Raw genomic sequence first — 16869 nt, 5'->3', positions numbered from 1 at the left:
CTCATGTCAGAACAAAAACCGTACAGCTTCTTTCAAAGTGTTGAAAGGAGTTTTGATAAAGCGGCCAAATTTACCCGATGGGAGAAGGGGGTGCTGGAACAGATCAAAGCCTGTAACAGCGTGTACAGTATGCGTTTCCCTGTTAAGATGGATGATGGAAGTATTGAAGTGATCGAAGCGTACCGGGTGCAACACTCGCAGCATAAATCGCCTTGCAAAGGAGGTATCCGTTTCAGCGAAGAAGTGAACCAGGATGAAGTGATGGCGCTGGCTTCTCTCATGACCTATAAATGCGCCATTGTGAATGTTCCATTTGGTGGAGGTAAGGGAGGCATTAAGATCAACCCGCGCAAGCACAGTGTGTATGAACTGGAAAAGATCACAAGACGTTATACGAGTGAATTGGTAAAGAAAAATTTCATCGGACCCGGCATTGATGTACCGGCGCCCGATTACGGAACCGGTGAAAGGGAAATGGCCTGGATCGTAGATACCTATACTTCCCTGAAACCCGGCGAGATCGATGCAGCCGGCTGCGTAACCGGTAAGCCTGTTTCGCAAGGCGGGGTAAGGGGACGAAAAGAAGCTACCGGCCTGGGTGTGTTCTTTGGCATTCGCGAAGTGTGCAGCATGCCGGATGTAATGGGTAAACTCGGACTCGCCACTGGTGTAGAAGGAAAAACAGTAGTAGTACAGGGATTGGGTAATGTAGGATACCACTCTGCCAGGTTTTTCCGCGAACACGGATCCAAAGTGGTAGCCATTGCCGAATACGAAGGCGCCATTTACTGTGAGAAAGGATTGAATGAAGAAGAAGTATTCCAGCACCGTAAAGAAACAGGATCCATACTCAATTTCCCCGGAGCACAAAACCTGCAGAGCAGCAATGACGCCCTCGAACTGGCTTGCGATATATTGATACCGGCGGCATTGGAAAATGTGATCAATGCCGGTAATGCGGCACGTGTGAAAGCGAAGATCATTGGTGAAGCAGCCAATGGCCCCCTTACACCCGAAGCAGATGAAATACTCGTAGCCAATGGAACCTTGGTGGTGCCCGATATGTACCTGAATGCAGGCGGTGTAACCGTTTCTTATTTTGAATGGCTGAAGAACCTGAGCCATGTGCGTTATGGCCGGATGGAAAAAAGGTTCACAGAGAACATGAACAGCCATATTCTGAGCCAAATTGAGGTGCTCACCGATAAAAAAGTTACGGAAGCAGAACGTTCATTTATTTTGCATGGTCCGGAAGAGGTAGACCTGGTACACAGCGGACTGGAAGAAACCATGATCGCCGCTACACGTGAGATCATGGATATCTGGAAAGCTAACCCGGCTATTCCGGATATGCGCACGGCGGCGTATGTTTGCGCAATTAATAAAGTGGGTACGTCGTATGCCGAGCTGGGTATCTTTCCTTAGTGTTTTTGAGGTTCACTATACATATGGGCCGTTGCAGCAATGCAGCGGCTTTTTTATGCGGCATCTTTAATAAGGTGGCAACGCTTCCAGTTCTGCTAACCGGCCGTTTTCAACAAGATATCCCTGCGTATAGCTACCGTTTGTTACAACAATGAAAGGCGCTTTCAACACAATATTATAATGGAGGGCTTGCCGGAATACGGCTTCGGTGAGAGATGTGGTGGTATCCTTGCATTCGACCACCATCCAGGGAGCCTGGTCTTTGTACACTACAATATCGAATCGTTTCTTGAGTTCACCCAGTTCAATTTCTTTTTCAACTGCAATCAGCGAAGCAGGATATTTTTTTTCCTGCACCAGGTATTGAAGGAAATGTTGTCTTACCCATTCTTCCGGCGTGAGCCGTACCCATTGCTTTCGAATGGGGTCGAATACCCATTCTTTCCCGGCTTCTTCCTTGATCCTGAAATCGTATGAAGGATAAGTTATTTTCATCATAACGCTTGTCCCGCCGCTGTTTTTTCGTATTTTAGCCAATTAACTTTTTCAAAGATATTGACTAAAAGATGCATTTATGAAGACGAAAGAAGAGATTGTTGAGAACTGGCTGCCGCGTTATACAGGTGAGAAGCTGAAGAATTTTGGCCAATATATATTACTCACCAATTTCAGTAATTATGTAACACTTTTTGCCAAATGGAATAATGTAAAAATAGTGGGGCACGACAAACCCATGCAATGTGCTACCGCCAATGGTATTACCATCATCAACTTCGGCATGGGCAGTCCCGGTGCTGCCACCATCATGGACCTGCTCACGGCCATTGAACCCCAGGCCGTGTTGTTCCTGGGCAAATGCGGCGGACTGAAGAAAAGAAATAAACTCGGCGACCTGATCCTCCCCATCGCGGCCATCAGGGGTGAGGGTACATCCGGCGATTATTTCCCGCCCGAAGTGCCGGCCATGCCTGCCTTTGCCCTGCAAAAAGCGGTCTCCACCACTATACGCGATTACAAAGTGGATTACTGGACGGGCACTGTATACACTACCAACCGCCGTGTATGGGAGCACGATGATGATTTCAAAGAATACCTTACTAAAGTGCGTGCTTATGCTATTGATATGGAAACGGCTACCATCTTTACAGTAGGTTTCTATAATAAAATTCCCACAGGCGCCCTGTTACTGGTGAGCGACCAACCTATGATACCCGATGGCGTTAAAACAGAAGCCAGTGATAAAAAGGTAACAACCGACTATGTAGAGAAGCACCTGAAGATTGGCATCGACTCATTGAAGCAGTTGATCAATAAAGGGCTTACGGTGCGTCACCTGAGATTTTGATTGCTGATTGCTGATTTCCTCAGTCCTTCCAAAGAAACGGAAACAGTATTACCGCCAGCGCTACCACCATCAGGTCAAGCGCTACCAACAATACCACCATTTGCCAGAAGCCGCCCTGAACCACATCCGAGAATGCGGCATTGGCTATTTTCATGAGCAATAATAATTGAGGGATGATGATGGGAAAACCCATGATGGCCATCAGGGCCGATTGCTGCTGGGCTTTGGCGGCGATCGCCGCGAGGAAAGTGAATACCAGTCCCAGGCTCATGCCTCCCAGGCAGGCGATACCAATAAAAGCAGGCATCTTTTGAATGGGATTACCCAGCAGCACCGTAAATACGCCCAGGCTCAGCAGGCTCATGGCCAACATGAGCAGCAGGTTGAAGAGTAGTTTGGATAATATGAAGTCACGCGGACCTGCTATCGAATAAAAATACAACATACGGCCCCGGCTTTCCTGCAAGAAGCTTTTGGCAACGGCATTCACGCATACAAACAATTGTATCACCCAGAAAAGACCATTCCATACTTTGTCTTCCGGTTCTCCCATCGATAAATACACAACAAATATGGTAGAAGCTACATATAACAGGATGCCATAGAGGGTGTACTGCTGCCTGAATTCCAGCAGCAGGTCTTTTTTAACCAGCGATAATATGGGGTGATTATTTTTCATGGGCGCATATACGGCATCGGGGTTCGTATGTTTCTTTTTCGCCCAGCAATACCTGGCTGTCCTGCGCTGTTTTCCGGAAAGAAAAATTGGCCAGGTTACCGCATTTTACACAAATGGCATGCAGTTTGGTGATAAAGTCGGCGATGGCAAGCAGGTCGGGCATTTGTCCGAAAGGACGCCCTGTGTAGTCCATGTCCAGCCCGGCAACAATGACGCGGATACCCCGCAAAGCCAGGGTTTCACAAACAGTTGTGATCTCGTTGTCGAAAAACTGGGCCTCATCAATGCCCACCACATCCACATCCTGGGCCAGGAGAAAGATGGTCTGGGAGTTGTCGATAGGGGTTGACTGGATGGCATTGGCGTCGTGACTAACCACCTGCGTTTCATCATATCGGGTATCAAGGGCGGGTTTGAATATTTCTACTTTGAGATTGGCAATGCGGGCCCTTTTGAGTCTCCGGATAAGCTCCTCCGTTTTTCCGCTGAACATACTGCCGCAAATAACCTCAATCCAGCCTCTTTTTTCACCTGATATGATGGGTTCTATGAACATCAATAAAATAAATTAACAAATAAAAACGTTAGTAACTTTATAACTTGCCAACGGCCATTGGTAACCCCCCAAATGTATCACATAACTATGGAAAGAGTAGGCGCTTTGATCAATAAACTGAAAGAACAGTTTGAACAGCATGCCGATGCTGAAAAATTAGCTGTCACCACCAGACTTTTATTGTGCGAATTACAGTCCGGCCAGGAAAAGATAATGAACAAAGGAAAAGTGTCGGTAGTATTGCCTGCAATCACTCAGGTAACTCCACCGCCAGTAGCTCAACCAAAGAAAGATGTACCCAATAACTGGCTGCTCAATAAAGAAGAAGCCATTCCCACCCTTGCACACCAGGAAGGACAGGAAGAAAAAGAAATACTGGAACTCAACGACCACCTGGTGGTATCAAGAAACGGCAGTCTGAATGAAAAACTGAAAGAAGACAGGGTAGAGATCGCTACTTTGTTGCAGGGCAGTCCCATTCGCGACCTGAAAAAAGCGGTGGGTGTAAATGACCGTTACCAGTTTGTCAACGATCTTTTCCGTGGCGACGAGAGCATGTATGAGCGCAGCCTCAAAACCATCAACGGGTTCAACATTTATCCCGAAGCACAGTACTGGATCCAGCGTGAATTGAAAGTGAAAATGGGATGGAACGAAAACAGCGAAACAGTAAAACTCTTCGATCAGTTGGTGAGGAGACGGTTTGCCTGAATATATTGAATGATCTTTTGCGTAGCGCCCGCATGCTGCTGTACATAATCCAGCGCTGCTTTTGCAGCAACATCGTATAAAGCTTTGTTTTCAAGGAGCAACTTAAATTGTTTTTCCAGTTCCAGTGCATCATCAACACTGAAAGCGCCTCCTGCATCCAATAATTCCTCCGCTTCGAAATACTTCTGGTAAACAGGGCCGAATAAAACAGGCTTACCATATACAGCCGCTTCCAGGATATTGTGAATGCCATCATCGCCAAAACCTCCTCCTATATAAGCAAGGGTAGCATAATGATACAGTTTGCTCAGCATGCCAATATTATCAATGATCAATACATTGAAATGCCGCTGCGGTTCGGCTCCTTCGCTAAGCATTTCTTCGTAGGCTGAATACAATATGGCATGTTTATATAGCTTCAGGCATTCATCCAAACGGTCGCTGTCGATATCATGCGGCGCAATGATGAAGCGTAATTCCGGGTGGGTATTGGCAAAATGATCCAGCACTTCGTCATCGTCTGTCCAGGTACTGCCGGCCACGATCACCGCGCGGTGATCGCAGAACCTGTTTATCACAGGCAATGTCTGGAACTGCGACGCAATGGCAATGACCCTGTCGAACCGCGTATCGCCGCTGATGCTCACATTGGCATGAAAACCGGCTGTTTGCAGCAGTGTTGCCGATGCTGCATTCTGTACAAATAATTGTGTAAAGCAGGAGAGCATGGCACGGTGAAAACCGCCATACCATTGAAAGAAAGGCTGGTCCTTTCTAAAGATGCCAGATACCAGTAACAGGGGAATATTCCTTTGCCTGGTCTCCTGCAGGTAAAAATGCCAGAACTCATACTTCACAAAGATCACCAGTGAAGGCTGTACAATGTTCAGGAAACGGCTGGCATTGCCCGAGCCATCCATGGGCAGGTAGCAGACCAGGTCGGCCCCCTCATAGTGTTTCCTGATCTCGTACCCTGAAGGGGAAAAAAAACTGAGCAGGATCTTGTGTTTGGGATAGAGTTGCCTGATACGCTCCAAAATAGGACGCCCCTGTTCAAACTCACCCAGCGATGCCGTATGCATCCAAACCACGGGCTGGCGGTTGTTGTGAAAAAAAACAGACAGCTTTTTAAACAACCGGCTTCTGCCTTTCACCCAAAGCCGGGCTTTGTGGTTATACAAACCCAGTAACCAGGCTGCTTTGGGATAGATCCATATAAATAAGCGGTAAACTGCCTGCACGGTGCTTGATTTTCAAATACAAATAAACAACATTAAAATGATTAGTAGTTTTGCCCGGCTTAATACGCCCGATTATGACGAGACCCATCCAGATGGTTGATACCAGGAGCCAGTACCTGCAGATCAAGACAGCAATAGACACCGCCATCCATGAAGTGCTGGACAGTGCAGCTTATATCAATGGTAAGGCGGTTCAGGACTTTGCAGCCGCCCTGGGAGCATACCTGGATGTGAAGCATACGATACCCTGTGCCAACGGAACAGATGCTTTGCAGATAGCGATGATGGCATTGGGACTGCAACCGGGCGATGAGGTCATCACGCCTTCTTTCACCTATATTGCTACCACTGAAGTGGTGGCCTTGTTAAAACTCAAGCCGGTGTTTGTGGAAGTAGATCCGCAAACATTTTGCATCGACCCCGCTGCATTGCGAAAGGCCATCACGCCCAAAACCAAAGCCATTGTGCCGGTGCATTTATACGGACAGGCAGCCCCAATGGAGGAGATCATGCAGATTGCCAATGAGTTCGCTATTCCGGTGATTGAAGACAATGCGCAGGCCATTGGTTGCCACTATCTTTTTTCAGACGGTACGAAGAAAAAAACAGGTACCATCGGTACCATCGGCGCCACTTCATTTTACCCCAGTAAAAACCTGGGCGCTTTTGGAGATGGGGGCGCTATTTTTACCAATGACGACCAATTGGCACACAATATGCTGATGATTGCTAATCACGGTCAGTCGAAAAGATATTATCACGATGTGGTGGGTTGTAATTCGAGGCTGGATTCCATACAGGCGGCTGTATTGAACATCAAACTGAAACACCTCGATCGATACAATGCTGCGCGACAGGAGGTAGCGGCTTTTTATGACCAGGCTTTTGAAGCGAGCGATGCCATCATCACTCCTTTCAAAGCGGCTTATAGTACCCATGTATATCACCAGTATACCATTATATTGGAGAAAGGCAACAGGGATGAGCTCAACAGGTACCTGGCCGAACATAAAATACCTTCGATGATCTATTATCCTGTACCGGGACATAAACAGCGCATGTTCGATTCATTCGGCCTGCCCAAGCTGGATATGCCGCAGACCGACTGGCTTACCGAGCGGGTAATATCGCTTCCGATCCATACTGAGATGGACGAGGAGCAAATGGCATATATTGCAGAACATGTACTGAAATTTGTAAAGAAATAATGTATGAAGATTGCAGTTGTAGGAACGGGTTATGTAGGATTGGTAACGGGCACTTGTTTTGCCGAAACGGGCAATAAAGTAGTCTGTGTGGATATTGACAAAAGCAAGGTAGAGAAGCTGAGCAACGGAGAGATCACCATCTATGAACCGGGACTGGAGAAATTATTTCTGCGCAACCTCAAAGAAGGCCGTTTGAAATTCACCACCAGCCTTGCTGAAGGCATCGAAGGCGCTCCCATCATTTTCCTGGCCCTGCCCACACCACCCGGTGAAGACGGGGCAGCTGATCTGCGTTATGTGCTGGGTGTGGCTGATGAATTGGGCAAATTAATGAAGGACTACAAAGTGATTGTTGATAAAAGTACAGTACCGGTGGGTACTGCACAGAAAGTACACAGTGCTGTTGCTGCACATTATAAAGGAGCGTTCGATGTGGTGAGCAACCCGGAGTTTTTGAGAGAAGGTGTGGCGGTAGATGATTTCATGAAGCCGGATAGGGTAGTGATCGGAACAGGATCTGAGAGAGCCCGCAAACTGATGGGCGATCTGTATGCCCCTTTTGTTCGCCAGGGTAACCCGGTGATCTATATGGATGAAAGATCAGCCGAGCTCACGAAATATGCTGCTAACTCTTTTTTAGCTACTAAGATATCTTTCATGAACGAGATCGCACAGCTCTGCGAAAAGCTGGGAGCCGATGTAGATATGGTGCGCCGTGGTATTGGCAGTGATGAGCGCATTGGCAAGCGATTCCTGTTCCCGGGTATTGGTTATGGGGGTAGTTGCTTTCCCAAAGATGTGCAGGCATTGATCCGTTCTGCGGAAGAAGCAGATTATGATTTCAAGATATTGAAGGCAGTGGAGTCGGTGAATGAATTGCAGAAGAAACACCTGCTGCCCAAGGTCAAAGCTTATTTCAAAGGGGCATTGAAAGGGAAGCGTATTGCCTTGTGGGGATTGGCTTTCAAACCCAATACCGATGATATACGCGAGGCGCCGGCCCTGAGCCTGATTGAAGCGTTGACAGCAGAAGGAGCCAACGTGATTGCTTTTGATCCGGAAGCGATGGCCAATGTTAAAAAGACACTGGGCAACCAGATAGCATATGCCGCGAACCAGTACGAAGCATTGGTAGGTGCAGATGCGTTGATCATTGCTACCGAGTGGAGTGAATTTCGCACCCCCGATTTTGAAATGATCGGAGAGCGGTTGAAGAACAAAACCATTTTCGATGGCCGCAATCTTTTTGAAGTGAAACAGATGGCCGCACTGGGCTATCATTACGAAAGCATAGGACGTCCTTAAATTATTAATATGTCAGGAAAAAGAATACTCATCACAGGGGCCGCCGGATTTCTCGGATCTCACCTGTGCGACCGTTTTGTAAAAGAAGGCAATGATGTGATTGGTATGGACAACCTGATTACAGGCGACCTGCGCAATATTGAACACCTGTTCAAACTGAAGAACTTTGAATTTTATAACCACGATGTATCGAAGTTCATCCATGTGCCCGGTCACCTCGATTATATCCTCCATTTTGCATCGCCCGCCAGTCCGATCGACTATTTGAAAATACCCATCCAAACATTGAAAGTAGGCGCATTGGGTACACACAATTGTTTGGGACTGGCTAAAGAAAAAAAAGCCAGGATACTGGTGGCTTCCACCAGTGAAGTGTATGGCGACCCATTGGTACACCCGCAAACGGAAGAATACTGGGGTAATGTGAACCCGGTGGGGCCACGTGGTGTTTATGATGAAGCCAAACGGTTCATGGAATCCATCACCATGGCGTACCATACTTATCATGGTGTGGAAACGAGGATCGTGCGCATATTCAATACATACGGACCGCGTATGCGCCTCAACGACGGCAGGGCATTGCCTGCATTCATTGGCCAGGCATTGAGGGGAGAAGACCTGACGGTATTCGGAGATGGCAGCCAAACACGTTCTTTCTGTTATGTAGACGACCTGGTGGAAGGTATTTACCGTTTGCTGTTGAGTGATTATGCCAAGCCGGTGAACATCGGTAACCCGAACGAGATATCGTTGAAAGATTTTGCAGAAGAAGTGTTGAAGCTGACGGGATCGAAAGTGAAGATCATATATAAACCCTTGCCTGTAGATGATCCCAAACAAAGAAAGCCGGATATCAGCAAAGCCAAACAATTACTCAATTGGGAGCCTAAAATAGACAGGGCAGCCGGTTTGAAAAAAACGTATGACTATTTCAAATCGCTGCCGGAAGCAGAATGGTCGAAGCAACCCAAAGAATTCGGAAAACATAAATAACTGTTCAGCCCATGCCAAAACCACTAATTGTTGTTACAGGAAAAAACGGGCAGCTGGGCTGGGAACTCTTGCAATTGTCGGGCCGGTTTGCCGGAGCGTTTGATTTCCTGTTTGCAGGAAGGGAAGACATGGATATGAGTGAACCGGAAACCATTCCCGTTTTTTTTGAGAACATCAAACCAGATTATGTCATCAACTGCGCGGCGTATACGGCGGTTGATAAAGCAGAGACCGACCAGGAAACTGCTTACACGGTCAATGCAACGGCTGCCGGTATGATCGCCAAAGAATGCCATCGTTATGGCTGCGTGTACCTGGGCATTTCCACCGATTATGTGTTCGACGGAAAAGGAACAGCGCCGTATACTACCGGTACCGCCTGCGATCCGGTCAATTACTATGGATATACCAAGTACATGGGAGAACAATTGGCATTGGAACATTGCGAGCAGTCGGTCATCATACGCACTTCATGGGTGTACAGTTCACATGGCCATAATTTCGTCAAGACCATGTTGCGGCTGATGAAAGAAAGACCGGAGATCAAAGTGGTGCATGATCAGATTGGATCACCTACTTATGCCGCAGACCTGGCCGAAGTATTGATGCAGGTGATTGAATCTATGCAGCATGGCCATGCGCATTATGGTATTTATCATTACAGCAATGCAGGCGCCATCAGTTGGTACGATTTTGCCCTCGCCATCAAAGCCGCAGCCGGTATGCAGTGTGAAGTGTTACCCATTCCTACTGCTGCTTATCCCACACCGGCTAAACGGCCGGCTTATTCAGTGCTCGATACAACTGCTATACAGGCCGATTATGGCATTGTATTGAAAGATTGGAAGCAACAACTTCATACATGCCTTTCGCACAACACCATCAACCTGCTTAATTAAGCACCGTATCATGGTCTACATAAGCTGAGAAAACAGTGCCGGGAGGAAATTTAGCTTGCTGCCCGTGCCACAATAAACCCAGCGGGGAAACCAAAACAGATACTGCTGCTGTAGTGGCTCCTCTTCCTTTAACATTTGCCGCAACAGAACTTTTTAATTTAACGGTTTTGCCACCAGGTAAATACAGGTAGTCAATACTGAACTCCAGTTTTCCCTTTTTGCCCAAAGCCTTACTACCGGCTGCTGAAGTAACCGAACCGGTGGCTTTTGCTCCGGGATTGACAACGATTTTATCATTGATTATAATGGGTTGTGCCAATTCGAAGTTTACAATATCCCCTACTTTTAATTCGCTCCCTTTTAACTCTGTTACTGTTTTCACTTTTACTACGGTACCTTCAGTAAGCACTGTTTTTGTAGTGTCGGTTTGGCTGAAGCCGGCACTGGAAATAAGTAAGCATAGTGCGAATAAAATTGATTTCATATATGAATTTTATACAAAATAGTGTTTTCCTTAATACTATTTTGCTATTAGTTTGTTATGGTCATGTTAAACTCTTTGGCAGCGAGTGCTCTGCTGGTTTTCCGTGCACGCTTACCTGAAGAGTATGCATGCCGTAGTGGCGGGTATCAACATGTTGGAAGCGGTCACTTTTTGAATGCTTTTTTCATTGATGTTATCTCCATCGGCAGCCAGTATCCACGAACCCGGGGGCAACTGTACCGTTCGGGCTTGCCTGTTACCATTCAATATAACCAGGATATCTTTCCACTTGTCTCCATTGGCGTGACCTGATAGTGTATACATAATGAGCAAAGGATCGTTGGTTTCAAGGAAAGTTAAATGTTGCCGGATCATTTGAGCGGAAGGCATCCTGAAAGCAGGATGGTGTTTGCGCAAGGCAACGAGTGACTGATAATACTTGAATACTGCTTTATATTGTGTCTTACGATTCCAGTCGAGTGCATTGATGGAGTCGGGCGATTCAAAAGAATTGGCTACACCTTTTTTGGTACGCAGCATTTCTTCTCCGGCATGCAGGAAAGGAACACCCTGGGAGGTAAGTACAATGGCTTGAGCCAGTTTATCCATTTTGATAATGTCTTCTTCCGAGGCACCAGGGTTATCGATCAGCAGGCGATCGAACAGCGTATTATCATCATGGCAGGAAACATAGCTGATGGATTGATAAGGCTCTGCGGCCCAGGCGCGTTTTGAATAATTCACCTGCTTGTAGTTGATCTGTGGGTGCTGCACGGCGCCTGCAATACCGAATTTGATGCTTTCTGCTGTGCCCGTTTTTCCACTGATGAACCCTTTTTCTTTTACATCGGCAAAAGGTCCACGCAGGCCATCCCGCATTTCATCGCCGAACGCCGCGATCTGGTGTAGCTGGTAAGTATTTTGTTTAACTGCACGCAGCGATTCGTCCAGCGGACTTTCTCCGGCAGTCCACCCCTCACCGTAGATGAAAATGGTTGGATCAATCTTGTGCAACGTATCACTGATGGCATTCATAGTAGCAATATCGTGCACACCCATGAGATCGAAACGGAAGCCATCGATATGGTATTCCCTGGCCCAGTATGCTACAGAAGCTATCATGAATTGGCGCATCATGACTTTTTCTGAAGCGGTTTCATTGCCGCAGCCGGTGGCATCGGAATAATTACCGTTGGCTTTATGGCGATAAAAATAACCGGGTGCAAACTGATTGAAAGGAGATGCAAGATTGGCTGTGTGGTTATACACCACATCCAATATCACACGCAACCCCCTGTTGTGCAAGGCCTGAACCATTTGTTTGAACTCTTTGATACGTGTATTGCCATTGTAAGGGTCAGTAGCATAAGATCCTTCCGGTACATTGTAGTTGAGCGGATCGTAGCCCCAGTTGTATTTGTTCAATGAAAGTTTGGTTTCATCTACGGAATTAAAATCGAAAGAAGGTAACAGGTGTACATGTGTAATACCTAATTCGGCCAGGTGATCGAGCCCCGTTTTTTCACCGGCTGCATTGCGTGTTCCTGTCTCGGTAAGACCCAGAAATTTTCCTTTGTGGTGAATGCCGGAAGTGGGACTGATCGACAGGTCGCGTACATGTAATTCATAGATGATGATGTCGGTAAAATTTTTAAGCAGTGGTTTTTTATCTTTAGCCCAGTTGACCGGGTTGGTGGTTTTCAGGTCAACCACCATTCCACGTTTGCCGTTGACGCCTACGGCTTTTGCATTGATATCAGGACTTTCATCCAACCATTTACCATCCTGTTTTACCTGGAAAGTATAATAGCGGTTGACAATGTTTTTATGGACAATGGTTTCCCATATGCCTTGCCGGGCTGGCAGCAGTTTTATCTGTTCCAGCGGCTGGCCGCCATCGCCAGCTGCGTATAAACGCAACAGCACTTCTGATGCCCGGGGCGCCCAAATTTTAAAAGAGGTTATTGCACCCTTATAACGAACGCCCAAATCTTTGCCGGAATAGACGGGATCATTATGAAGATCGCTTTGAGCGCAGACAGTAGCACAAAGCAACAACAATACATAAACAGGTAATGAATACTTTGGTTTCATGTAAAAGGGGTTTGAAGGCCGATAAATATACTATTGGTTGATACTAAAACCACAGCAAACCCACACCATTCCCACAGTAGCTCACTTTTAATGTGGATTATCTCGTTTTTAATATATGTTTAATTACTACGTATTAAAAACCATGGCTTATGGCAAGAATAATGAATTTCGGTTCAATACAAGATATTCTAGACAGAAAACCTTATTTTAAAGCTGTCTTTTCAAACAGCTGCCATGTCAAACCAAAAGATCAGGATATCCTTATTCCTCAACTATTTTGTATTCGCCATACTGCTCAACAGTGTAGGCATATTGATCCAGAAATCCATCAATTCATATCATGTAGATGAATTGCAGGCCAGTATCCTGGAAGCTTTCAAAGACCTTTCCATTGCTTTTGTGTCTTTTTTTGTAGGCTCCTTCCTGCCCAGGCTGGGTTATAAAAAAGGCATGCTGGCGGCCCTGGCGTTGGTCTTTGCCGGTTGCCTTACTATGTATTTTGGTAACTCATTTGCAACGGTTAAATTGATGTTTGCTTGTGTGGGCGTCTCTTTTGCCGTTATCAAAGTATCTGTGTATGCATTGATAGGTGTGGTAACCAATGATGAAAAAGAACACAAAAGCCTGCTCAGTTCAGTGGAGAGCTGTTTTATGATTGGTATTGCCGCCGGATTCATTGCTTTCCCTTTTTTCTACAGCGATACCAACCCGAATGCATGGCTGCGCATATACCTGCTGTTGGCAGGATTGATAGCCGTATCTTTTTTGGTGTTGTTATTGTCAGATTTTAAAGCGGATTATGAAATTCCGGGAACATCGGTGATAGATGATTTTGTGGAAATGGTAAAACTGATCAAAAGACCCCTGGTGCTGGTTTTTGCCGTTGCTGCTTTCATGTATGTGATGACAGAGCAGGGCATCATGAGCTGGCTGCCTACTTTTAATCAGAAAGTATTGCACCTGCCCGAGACAACCAGCATTTATATGGCGGTCATTCTCATGCTGTCCATCGCATTAGGACGGTATTTATCGGCGCTGTTGGTAAAGAAAATATCCTGGTTCTTCATGCTATTTGTTTGCCTGGCAGGTGCAGCGATCATCGTCTGGCTGGTGTTGCCGGCAGCGCAGAACCTGGCGCCAAGGCAGATCCTTTCTTTTGCCGATGTGCCGGTGATTGGTTATGTTTTCCCGTTGATCGGCTTTTTCCTGGCGCCCATTTACCCGTTGGTCAATTCTTTTGTACTCAGTTCTACAGAGAAAAAGTTTCACAGTCCCATGGCATCCCTGCTCGTTTTCTTTTCAGCTATTGGAGGCACTTTGGGGTCAAGACTGGTAGGATATTTATTCAAACACATTGGCGGGGGAAAAGCGTTTTATTTTTCATTGGCACCCATGGCCGTCTTGCTGTTATGCTTGTGGTTTTTTTACGGGTTCCAACAGAAACAAAAGACTTGAAAACTGTTTCAATAAAATGAACATGAAAATGACGGTTGATTTTTTCCGTACTTCTTTGTTTGAAGCAGTGCAGATGAACAGGATTTTCCCTGATGGAAAGACTTTTGTGGATTGCGCACCCAAAACAGGAATACCGGATATCCTGAACACATACGAAGCAGAGAAACACAAGCCTGACTTTGATCTTACTTCATTTGTACGGCGTTATTTTACATTACCTGCTGCCCCAGCCGTTGACTTTGTTGCACAAAGCAACGCTACCATGTTGGAGCATATTGAATCACTCTGGCCGGCCCTCACCCGTAAGCCGGATACACAGCAAGGCTCTTTGATCCCGCTTCCTTATCCTTATATCGTTCCGGGTGGGCGATTCAGGGAAATTTATTATTGGGATAGTTACTTCACTTTGCTGGGCTTGCAGGCATCGGGCAGGACAGCTATGATGGAGCACATGATCCAGAATTTTGCCCACCTCATCAATATCATCGGGTATATACCGAATGGAAACCGCAGCTATTACCTGGGCCGGTCGCAGCCGCCTTTTTTTGCAATGATGGTGAGCCTGCTGGCAGAGACTAAAGGAGAGCAGGTGAAGAGTCAATACCTGCCACAACTGGAAAAGGAATACCAGTTCTGGATGCGCGGGGAAACTGAATTAAGCGATGAACAGATTGCGCTGCACCACATAGTGCGGATGCCGGACGGATCCATACTCAACAGGTTTTGGGATGAGTACGATACACCAAGGCCTGAATCGTACCGGGAAGACAGGGAGCTGGCGCAACGATCAGCCAGCGAGCCGGCAATATTGTTCCGCAACCTGAGAGCGGCAGCAGAATCGGGCTGGGATTTCAGCAGCCGCTGGTTCAAAGATGGTAAGTCGTTGTATACCATCCACACTACCGATATCATTCCGGTTGATTTGAATGCGTTGCTTTTGTTCCAGGAAATGATGATCAGTGAAGCCTACCGGCAGTCGGGCATGCAAGAGAAGGAAGACCAATACCTGTCTGCTGCCAGGAAAAGGCGAGCAGCGATGGATGCTTATTGCTGGAACAGTCATAAAAATTTTTATGTTGATTATGATTGGAAGGAAGAAAAACAAAAAGAAATGATCACACTGGCTGGGATGGTGCCTTTGTTCCTGTTTGGTGTTGATCCATTAACGGAATATGAGCGGGTAAGTGATACGATCAGGGAACATTTTTTATGTGCCGGGGGAGTTGTAACCGCTACACAGCATACCGGGCAGCAATGGGACCATCCCAATGGTTGGGCGCCCCTGCAATGGATGACGATCATAGCACTGGAAAAAATGGGGTCGCATGAGTTGGCAAAGGAGATCGCCACCCGGTGGCTGAACCTGAATAACGAAGTGTACAAACGCACAGGCAAACTGATGGAAAAATACAATGTAATAGACATGCACCTGGAAGCGGGTGGCGGCGAATACCCTGGGCAGGATGGGTTCGGATGGACGAACGGCGTTTGTGCGGCGCTGGCAAAAAAATACAATATCAATACATAAATTTATGCACCAGATCACCATTATTTCATCCAGTATCAGAAAAGAACGCATGAGTCACCGGGTGGCTTTGTTCTTCAAAAAATTCATAGAAGAGCACGAATTAGGTTCTGTAGAAATACTTGACCTGCAGGAATACGATTTTCCCATTTTCGACCAGCGGCTCGGCGAAATGCAGAACCCGTTACCTTCTTTGGTAGAATTTGCCGAAAGGATCAAGCATGCCGAAGGCATCCTGATCGTTACACCGGAATACAACGGGGGATATCCTGCCAGTCTCAAAAATGCAATAGACGTTTTGTATGCAGAATGGAGAAGAAAACCCATTGGATTGGCTACGGTATCGAACGGACAGTATGGAGGTTCGCAGGTAATGACATCTTTATTATTCTCTTTATGGAAAATAGGTGCATGGGTAGTGCCATCGATGTTTCGCGTAGGCAATGTGCAGGATGACTACGATGAGCATGGGCATGTAACAAGCCCATTGATACAAAAATTTGCCAGGTCATTTTTACACGAAATGACCTGGTGCATGGAAGCAAAAGGGAAGATGGACAAACATTGAATCATTTTATTTAACCCAAAATCAAATCATTATGATGCTTGATTGGAATGAATACCAAAAACAAATAGCAGCTGGCAATGTCCAGATCGGAAGGATCAACCACGAAATTATTAAAGGCTATCGCGGCCTGAGTGAAGCAGGCAATGCCACCAACCTGTTAGGTGCTAAAGTAAGAGAGTTGATTGCACTGGCAGTAGCTGTTACACGCGAATGCGATGGATGTATTACAGTTCATACCGATGCTGCCATTAAACAAGGAGCCACGAAAGAAGAGATCGTAGAAGCATTGAGCGTTGCGATTGCCGTGAATGCCGGAGCTGCATTGGTTTTCTCTACAAGGGTATTGGATGCTTTTGATGCCAAGACATCTTCGTTGTAAAA

General features: G+C 46.5%; 17 protein-coding genes. 11 read left to right on the top strand and 6 right to left on the bottom strand.

What is annotated here, in order from left to right; translation table 11 throughout:
- Nucleotides 1-3: 3 nt before the first annotated feature.
- Nucleotides 4-1425: a Glu/Leu/Phe/Val family dehydrogenase gene (locus BLU98_RS02200; protein ID WP_092721584.1), complete on the top strand. Its 1422-nt coding sequence runs from the start codon at nt 4-6 to the stop codon at nt 1423-1425.
- Nucleotides 1426-1491: 66 nt separating this feature from the next.
- Here the strand turns inward: BLU98_RS02200 and BLU98_RS02195 are convergent, their stop codons facing one another.
- The gene (locus BLU98_RS02195) at nt 1492-1923 is read right to left on the bottom strand and encodes a type I restriction enzyme HsdR N-terminal domain-containing protein (RefSeq protein ID WP_092721583.1); all 432 of its coding nucleotides are present in this window, start codon (nt 1921-1923) and stop codon (nt 1492-1494) included.
- Between the two features lie 76 nt (nt 1924-1999).
- On the opposite strand from BLU98_RS02195, the gene BLU98_RS02190 reads away from it, so the two are divergent.
- Nucleotides 2000-2770: an AMP nucleosidase gene (locus tag BLU98_RS02190; RefSeq protein WP_092721582.1), complete on the top strand. Its 771-nt coding sequence runs from the start codon at nt 2000-2002 to the stop codon at nt 2768-2770.
- 19 nt (nt 2771-2789) lie between these two features.
- Here BLU98_RS02190 and BLU98_RS02185 read toward each other — a convergent pair whose 3' ends face one another.
- Both BLU98_RS02185 and BLU98_RS02180 read right to left on the bottom strand, forming a co-directional pair.
- A complete protein-coding gene (locus BLU98_RS02185) occupies nt 2790-3449 on the bottom strand; it encodes a heme exporter protein CcmB (protein WP_092721581.1) in 660 nt (219 codons plus the stop codon).
- The gene (locus BLU98_RS02180) at nt 3439-4005 is read right to left on the bottom strand and encodes a thymidine kinase (RefSeq protein ID WP_092721580.1); all 567 of its coding nucleotides are present in this window, start codon (nt 4003-4005) and stop codon (nt 3439-3441) included. Before BLU98_RS02180 ends, BLU98_RS02185 begins: the two co-directional genes overlap by 11 nt.
- A gap of 72 nt (nt 4006-4077) precedes the next feature.
- Here BLU98_RS02180 and BLU98_RS02175 point away from each other — a divergent pair, with 72 nt between their 5' ends.
- The gene (locus BLU98_RS02175; protein WP_139173810.1) at nt 4078-4716 is read left to right on the top strand and encodes a DUF8457 domain-containing protein; all 639 of its coding nucleotides are present in this window, start codon (nt 4078-4080) and stop codon (nt 4714-4716) included.
- Here BLU98_RS02175 and BLU98_RS02170 read toward each other — a convergent pair.
- Nucleotides 4689-5957, bottom strand: a complete 1269-nt coding sequence (locus BLU98_RS02170) for a 3-deoxy-D-manno-octulosonic acid transferase (protein ID WP_092721578.1) — start codon at nt 5955-5957, stop codon at nt 4689-4691. The two genes, BLU98_RS02175 and BLU98_RS02170, sit on opposite strands and share 28 nt — an antisense overlap.
- Nucleotides 5958-6031: 74 nt before the next feature.
- Here BLU98_RS02170 and BLU98_RS02165 point away from each other — a divergent pair, with 74 nt between their 5' ends.
- The 4 genes from BLU98_RS02165 to rfbD are packed head-to-tail and all read left to right on the top strand — an operon-like array spanning nt 6032 to nt 10362.
- Nucleotides 6032-7165: a DegT/DnrJ/EryC1/StrS family aminotransferase gene (locus tag BLU98_RS02165; RefSeq protein WP_257574649.1), complete on the top strand. Its 1134-nt coding sequence runs from the start codon at nt 6032-6034 to the stop codon at nt 7163-7165.
- A 3-nt stretch (nt 7166-7168) separates the two neighbouring features.
- The gene (locus tag BLU98_RS02160; protein ID WP_092721577.1) at nt 7169-8470 is read left to right on the top strand and encodes a UDP-glucose dehydrogenase family protein; all 1302 of its coding nucleotides are present in this window, start codon (nt 7169-7171) and stop codon (nt 8468-8470) included.
- Between the two features lie 9 nt (nt 8471-8479).
- Complete coding sequence (locus tag BLU98_RS02155) at nt 8480-9463, top strand: UDP-glucuronic acid decarboxylase family protein (RefSeq protein ID WP_092721576.1); 984 nt, start codon at nt 8480-8482, stop codon at nt 9461-9463.
- 11 nt (nt 9464-9474) lie between these two features.
- Nucleotides 9475-10362: a dTDP-4-dehydrorhamnose reductase gene (gene rfbD / locus BLU98_RS02150; RefSeq protein ID WP_092721575.1), complete on the top strand. Its 888-nt coding sequence runs from the start codon at nt 9475-9477 to the stop codon at nt 10360-10362.
- Here rfbD and BLU98_RS02145 read toward each other — a convergent pair.
- Together BLU98_RS02145 and pulA are read right to left on the bottom strand one after the other, a co-directional pair.
- Nucleotides 10355-10846: a hypothetical protein gene (locus BLU98_RS02145; protein WP_092721574.1), complete on the bottom strand. Its 492-nt coding sequence runs from the start codon at nt 10844-10846 to the stop codon at nt 10355-10357. The two genes, rfbD and BLU98_RS02145, sit on opposite strands and share 8 nt — an antisense overlap.
- A 111-nt stretch (nt 10847-10957) precedes the next feature.
- Nucleotides 10958-12940 carry a type I pullulanase gene (pulA, locus tag BLU98_RS02140; protein WP_092721573.1) on the bottom strand — a complete coding sequence of 661 codons (1983 nt, stop codon included), beginning with the start codon at nt 12938-12940 and terminating at the stop codon, nt 10958-10960.
- A gap of 234 nt (nt 12941-13174) precedes the next feature.
- Between pulA and BLU98_RS02135 the strand changes: the two genes are divergently transcribed.
- The 4 genes from BLU98_RS02135 to BLU98_RS02120 are packed head-to-tail and all read left to right on the top strand — an operon-like array spanning nt 13175 to nt 16867.
- Entirely contained in the window at nt 13175-14395 is a 1221-nt protein-coding gene (locus tag BLU98_RS02135) for an MFS transporter (RefSeq protein WP_092721572.1), read from the top strand.
- Nucleotides 14396-14417: 22 nt separating this feature from the next.
- The gene (treF, locus tag BLU98_RS02130) at nt 14418-15923 is read left to right on the top strand and encodes an alpha,alpha-trehalase TreF (RefSeq protein WP_257574648.1); all 1506 of its coding nucleotides are present in this window, start codon (nt 14418-14420) and stop codon (nt 15921-15923) included.
- A 4-nt stretch (nt 15924-15927) separates the two neighbouring features.
- Complete coding sequence (locus BLU98_RS02125; RefSeq protein ID WP_026769618.1) at nt 15928-16488, top strand: NADPH-dependent FMN reductase; 561 nt, start codon at nt 15928-15930, stop codon at nt 16486-16488.
- 31 nt (nt 16489-16519) lie between these two features.
- Nucleotides 16520-16867: a carboxymuconolactone decarboxylase family protein gene (locus tag BLU98_RS02120; RefSeq protein WP_092721571.1), complete on the top strand. Its 348-nt coding sequence runs from the start codon at nt 16520-16522 to the stop codon at nt 16865-16867.
- The last annotated feature ends 2 nt before the right edge of the window (nt 16868-16869 follow it).

This window comes from Hydrobacter penzbergensis (assembly GCF_900106985.1).
GTDB lineage: Bacteria > Bacteroidota > Bacteroidia > Chitinophagales > Chitinophagaceae > Sediminibacterium > Sediminibacterium magnilacihabitans.
Note: the sequence above shows the minus strand (reverse complement) of the source record. Positions and strands in the feature narration are given on the sequence as shown.

Bases quoted from the DNA above. Each gene is read 5' to 3' on its own strand.
- BLU98_RS02200 (WP_092721584.1), top strand. From the start codon at position 4: ATGTCAGAACAAAAACCGTACAGCTTCTTTCAAAGTGTTGAAAGGAGT.
- BLU98_RS02195 (WP_092721583.1), bottom strand. From the start codon at position 1,923: ATGATGAAAATAACTTATCCTTCATACGATTTCAGGATCAAGGAAGAA.
- BLU98_RS02190 (WP_092721582.1), top strand. From the start codon at position 2,000: ATGAAGACGAAAGAAGAGATTGTTGAGAACTGGCTGCCGCGTTATACA.
- BLU98_RS02185 (WP_092721581.1), bottom strand. From the start codon at position 3,449: ATGAAAAATAATCACCCCATATTATCGCTGGTTAAAAAAGACCTGCTG.
- BLU98_RS02180 (WP_092721580.1), bottom strand. From the start codon at position 4,005: ATGTTCATAGAACCCATCATATCAGGTGAAAAAAGAGGCTGGATTGAG.
- BLU98_RS02175 (WP_139173810.1), top strand. From the start codon at position 4,078: ATGTATCACATAACTATGGAAAGAGTAGGCGCTTTGATCAATAAACTG.
- BLU98_RS02165 (WP_257574649.1), top strand. From the start codon at position 6,032: ATGACGAGACCCATCCAGATGGTTGATACCAGGAGCCAGTACCTGCAG.
- BLU98_RS02160 (WP_092721577.1), top strand. From the start codon at position 7,169: ATGAAGATTGCAGTTGTAGGAACGGGTTATGTAGGATTGGTAACGGGC.
- BLU98_RS02155 (WP_092721576.1), top strand. From the start codon at position 8,480: ATGTCAGGAAAAAGAATACTCATCACAGGGGCCGCCGGATTTCTCGGA.
- rfbD (WP_092721575.1), top strand. From the start codon at position 9,475: ATGCCAAAACCACTAATTGTTGTTACAGGAAAAAACGGGCAGCTGGGC.
- BLU98_RS02145 (WP_092721574.1), bottom strand. From the start codon at position 10,846: ATGAAATCAATTTTATTCGCACTATGCTTACTTATTTCCAGTGCCGGC.
- pulA (WP_092721573.1), bottom strand. From the start codon at position 12,940: ATGAAACCAAAGTATTCATTACCTGTTTATGTATTGTTGTTGCTTTGT.
- BLU98_RS02135 (WP_092721572.1), top strand. From the start codon at position 13,175: ATGTCAAACCAAAAGATCAGGATATCCTTATTCCTCAACTATTTTGTA.
- treF (WP_257574648.1), top strand. From the start codon at position 14,418: ATGAAAATGACGGTTGATTTTTTCCGTACTTCTTTGTTTGAAGCAGTG.
- BLU98_RS02125 (WP_026769618.1), top strand. From the start codon at position 15,928: ATGCACCAGATCACCATTATTTCATCCAGTATCAGAAAAGAACGCATG.
- BLU98_RS02120 (WP_092721571.1), top strand. From the start codon at position 16,520: ATGATGCTTGATTGGAATGAATACCAAAAACAAATAGCAGCTGGCAAT.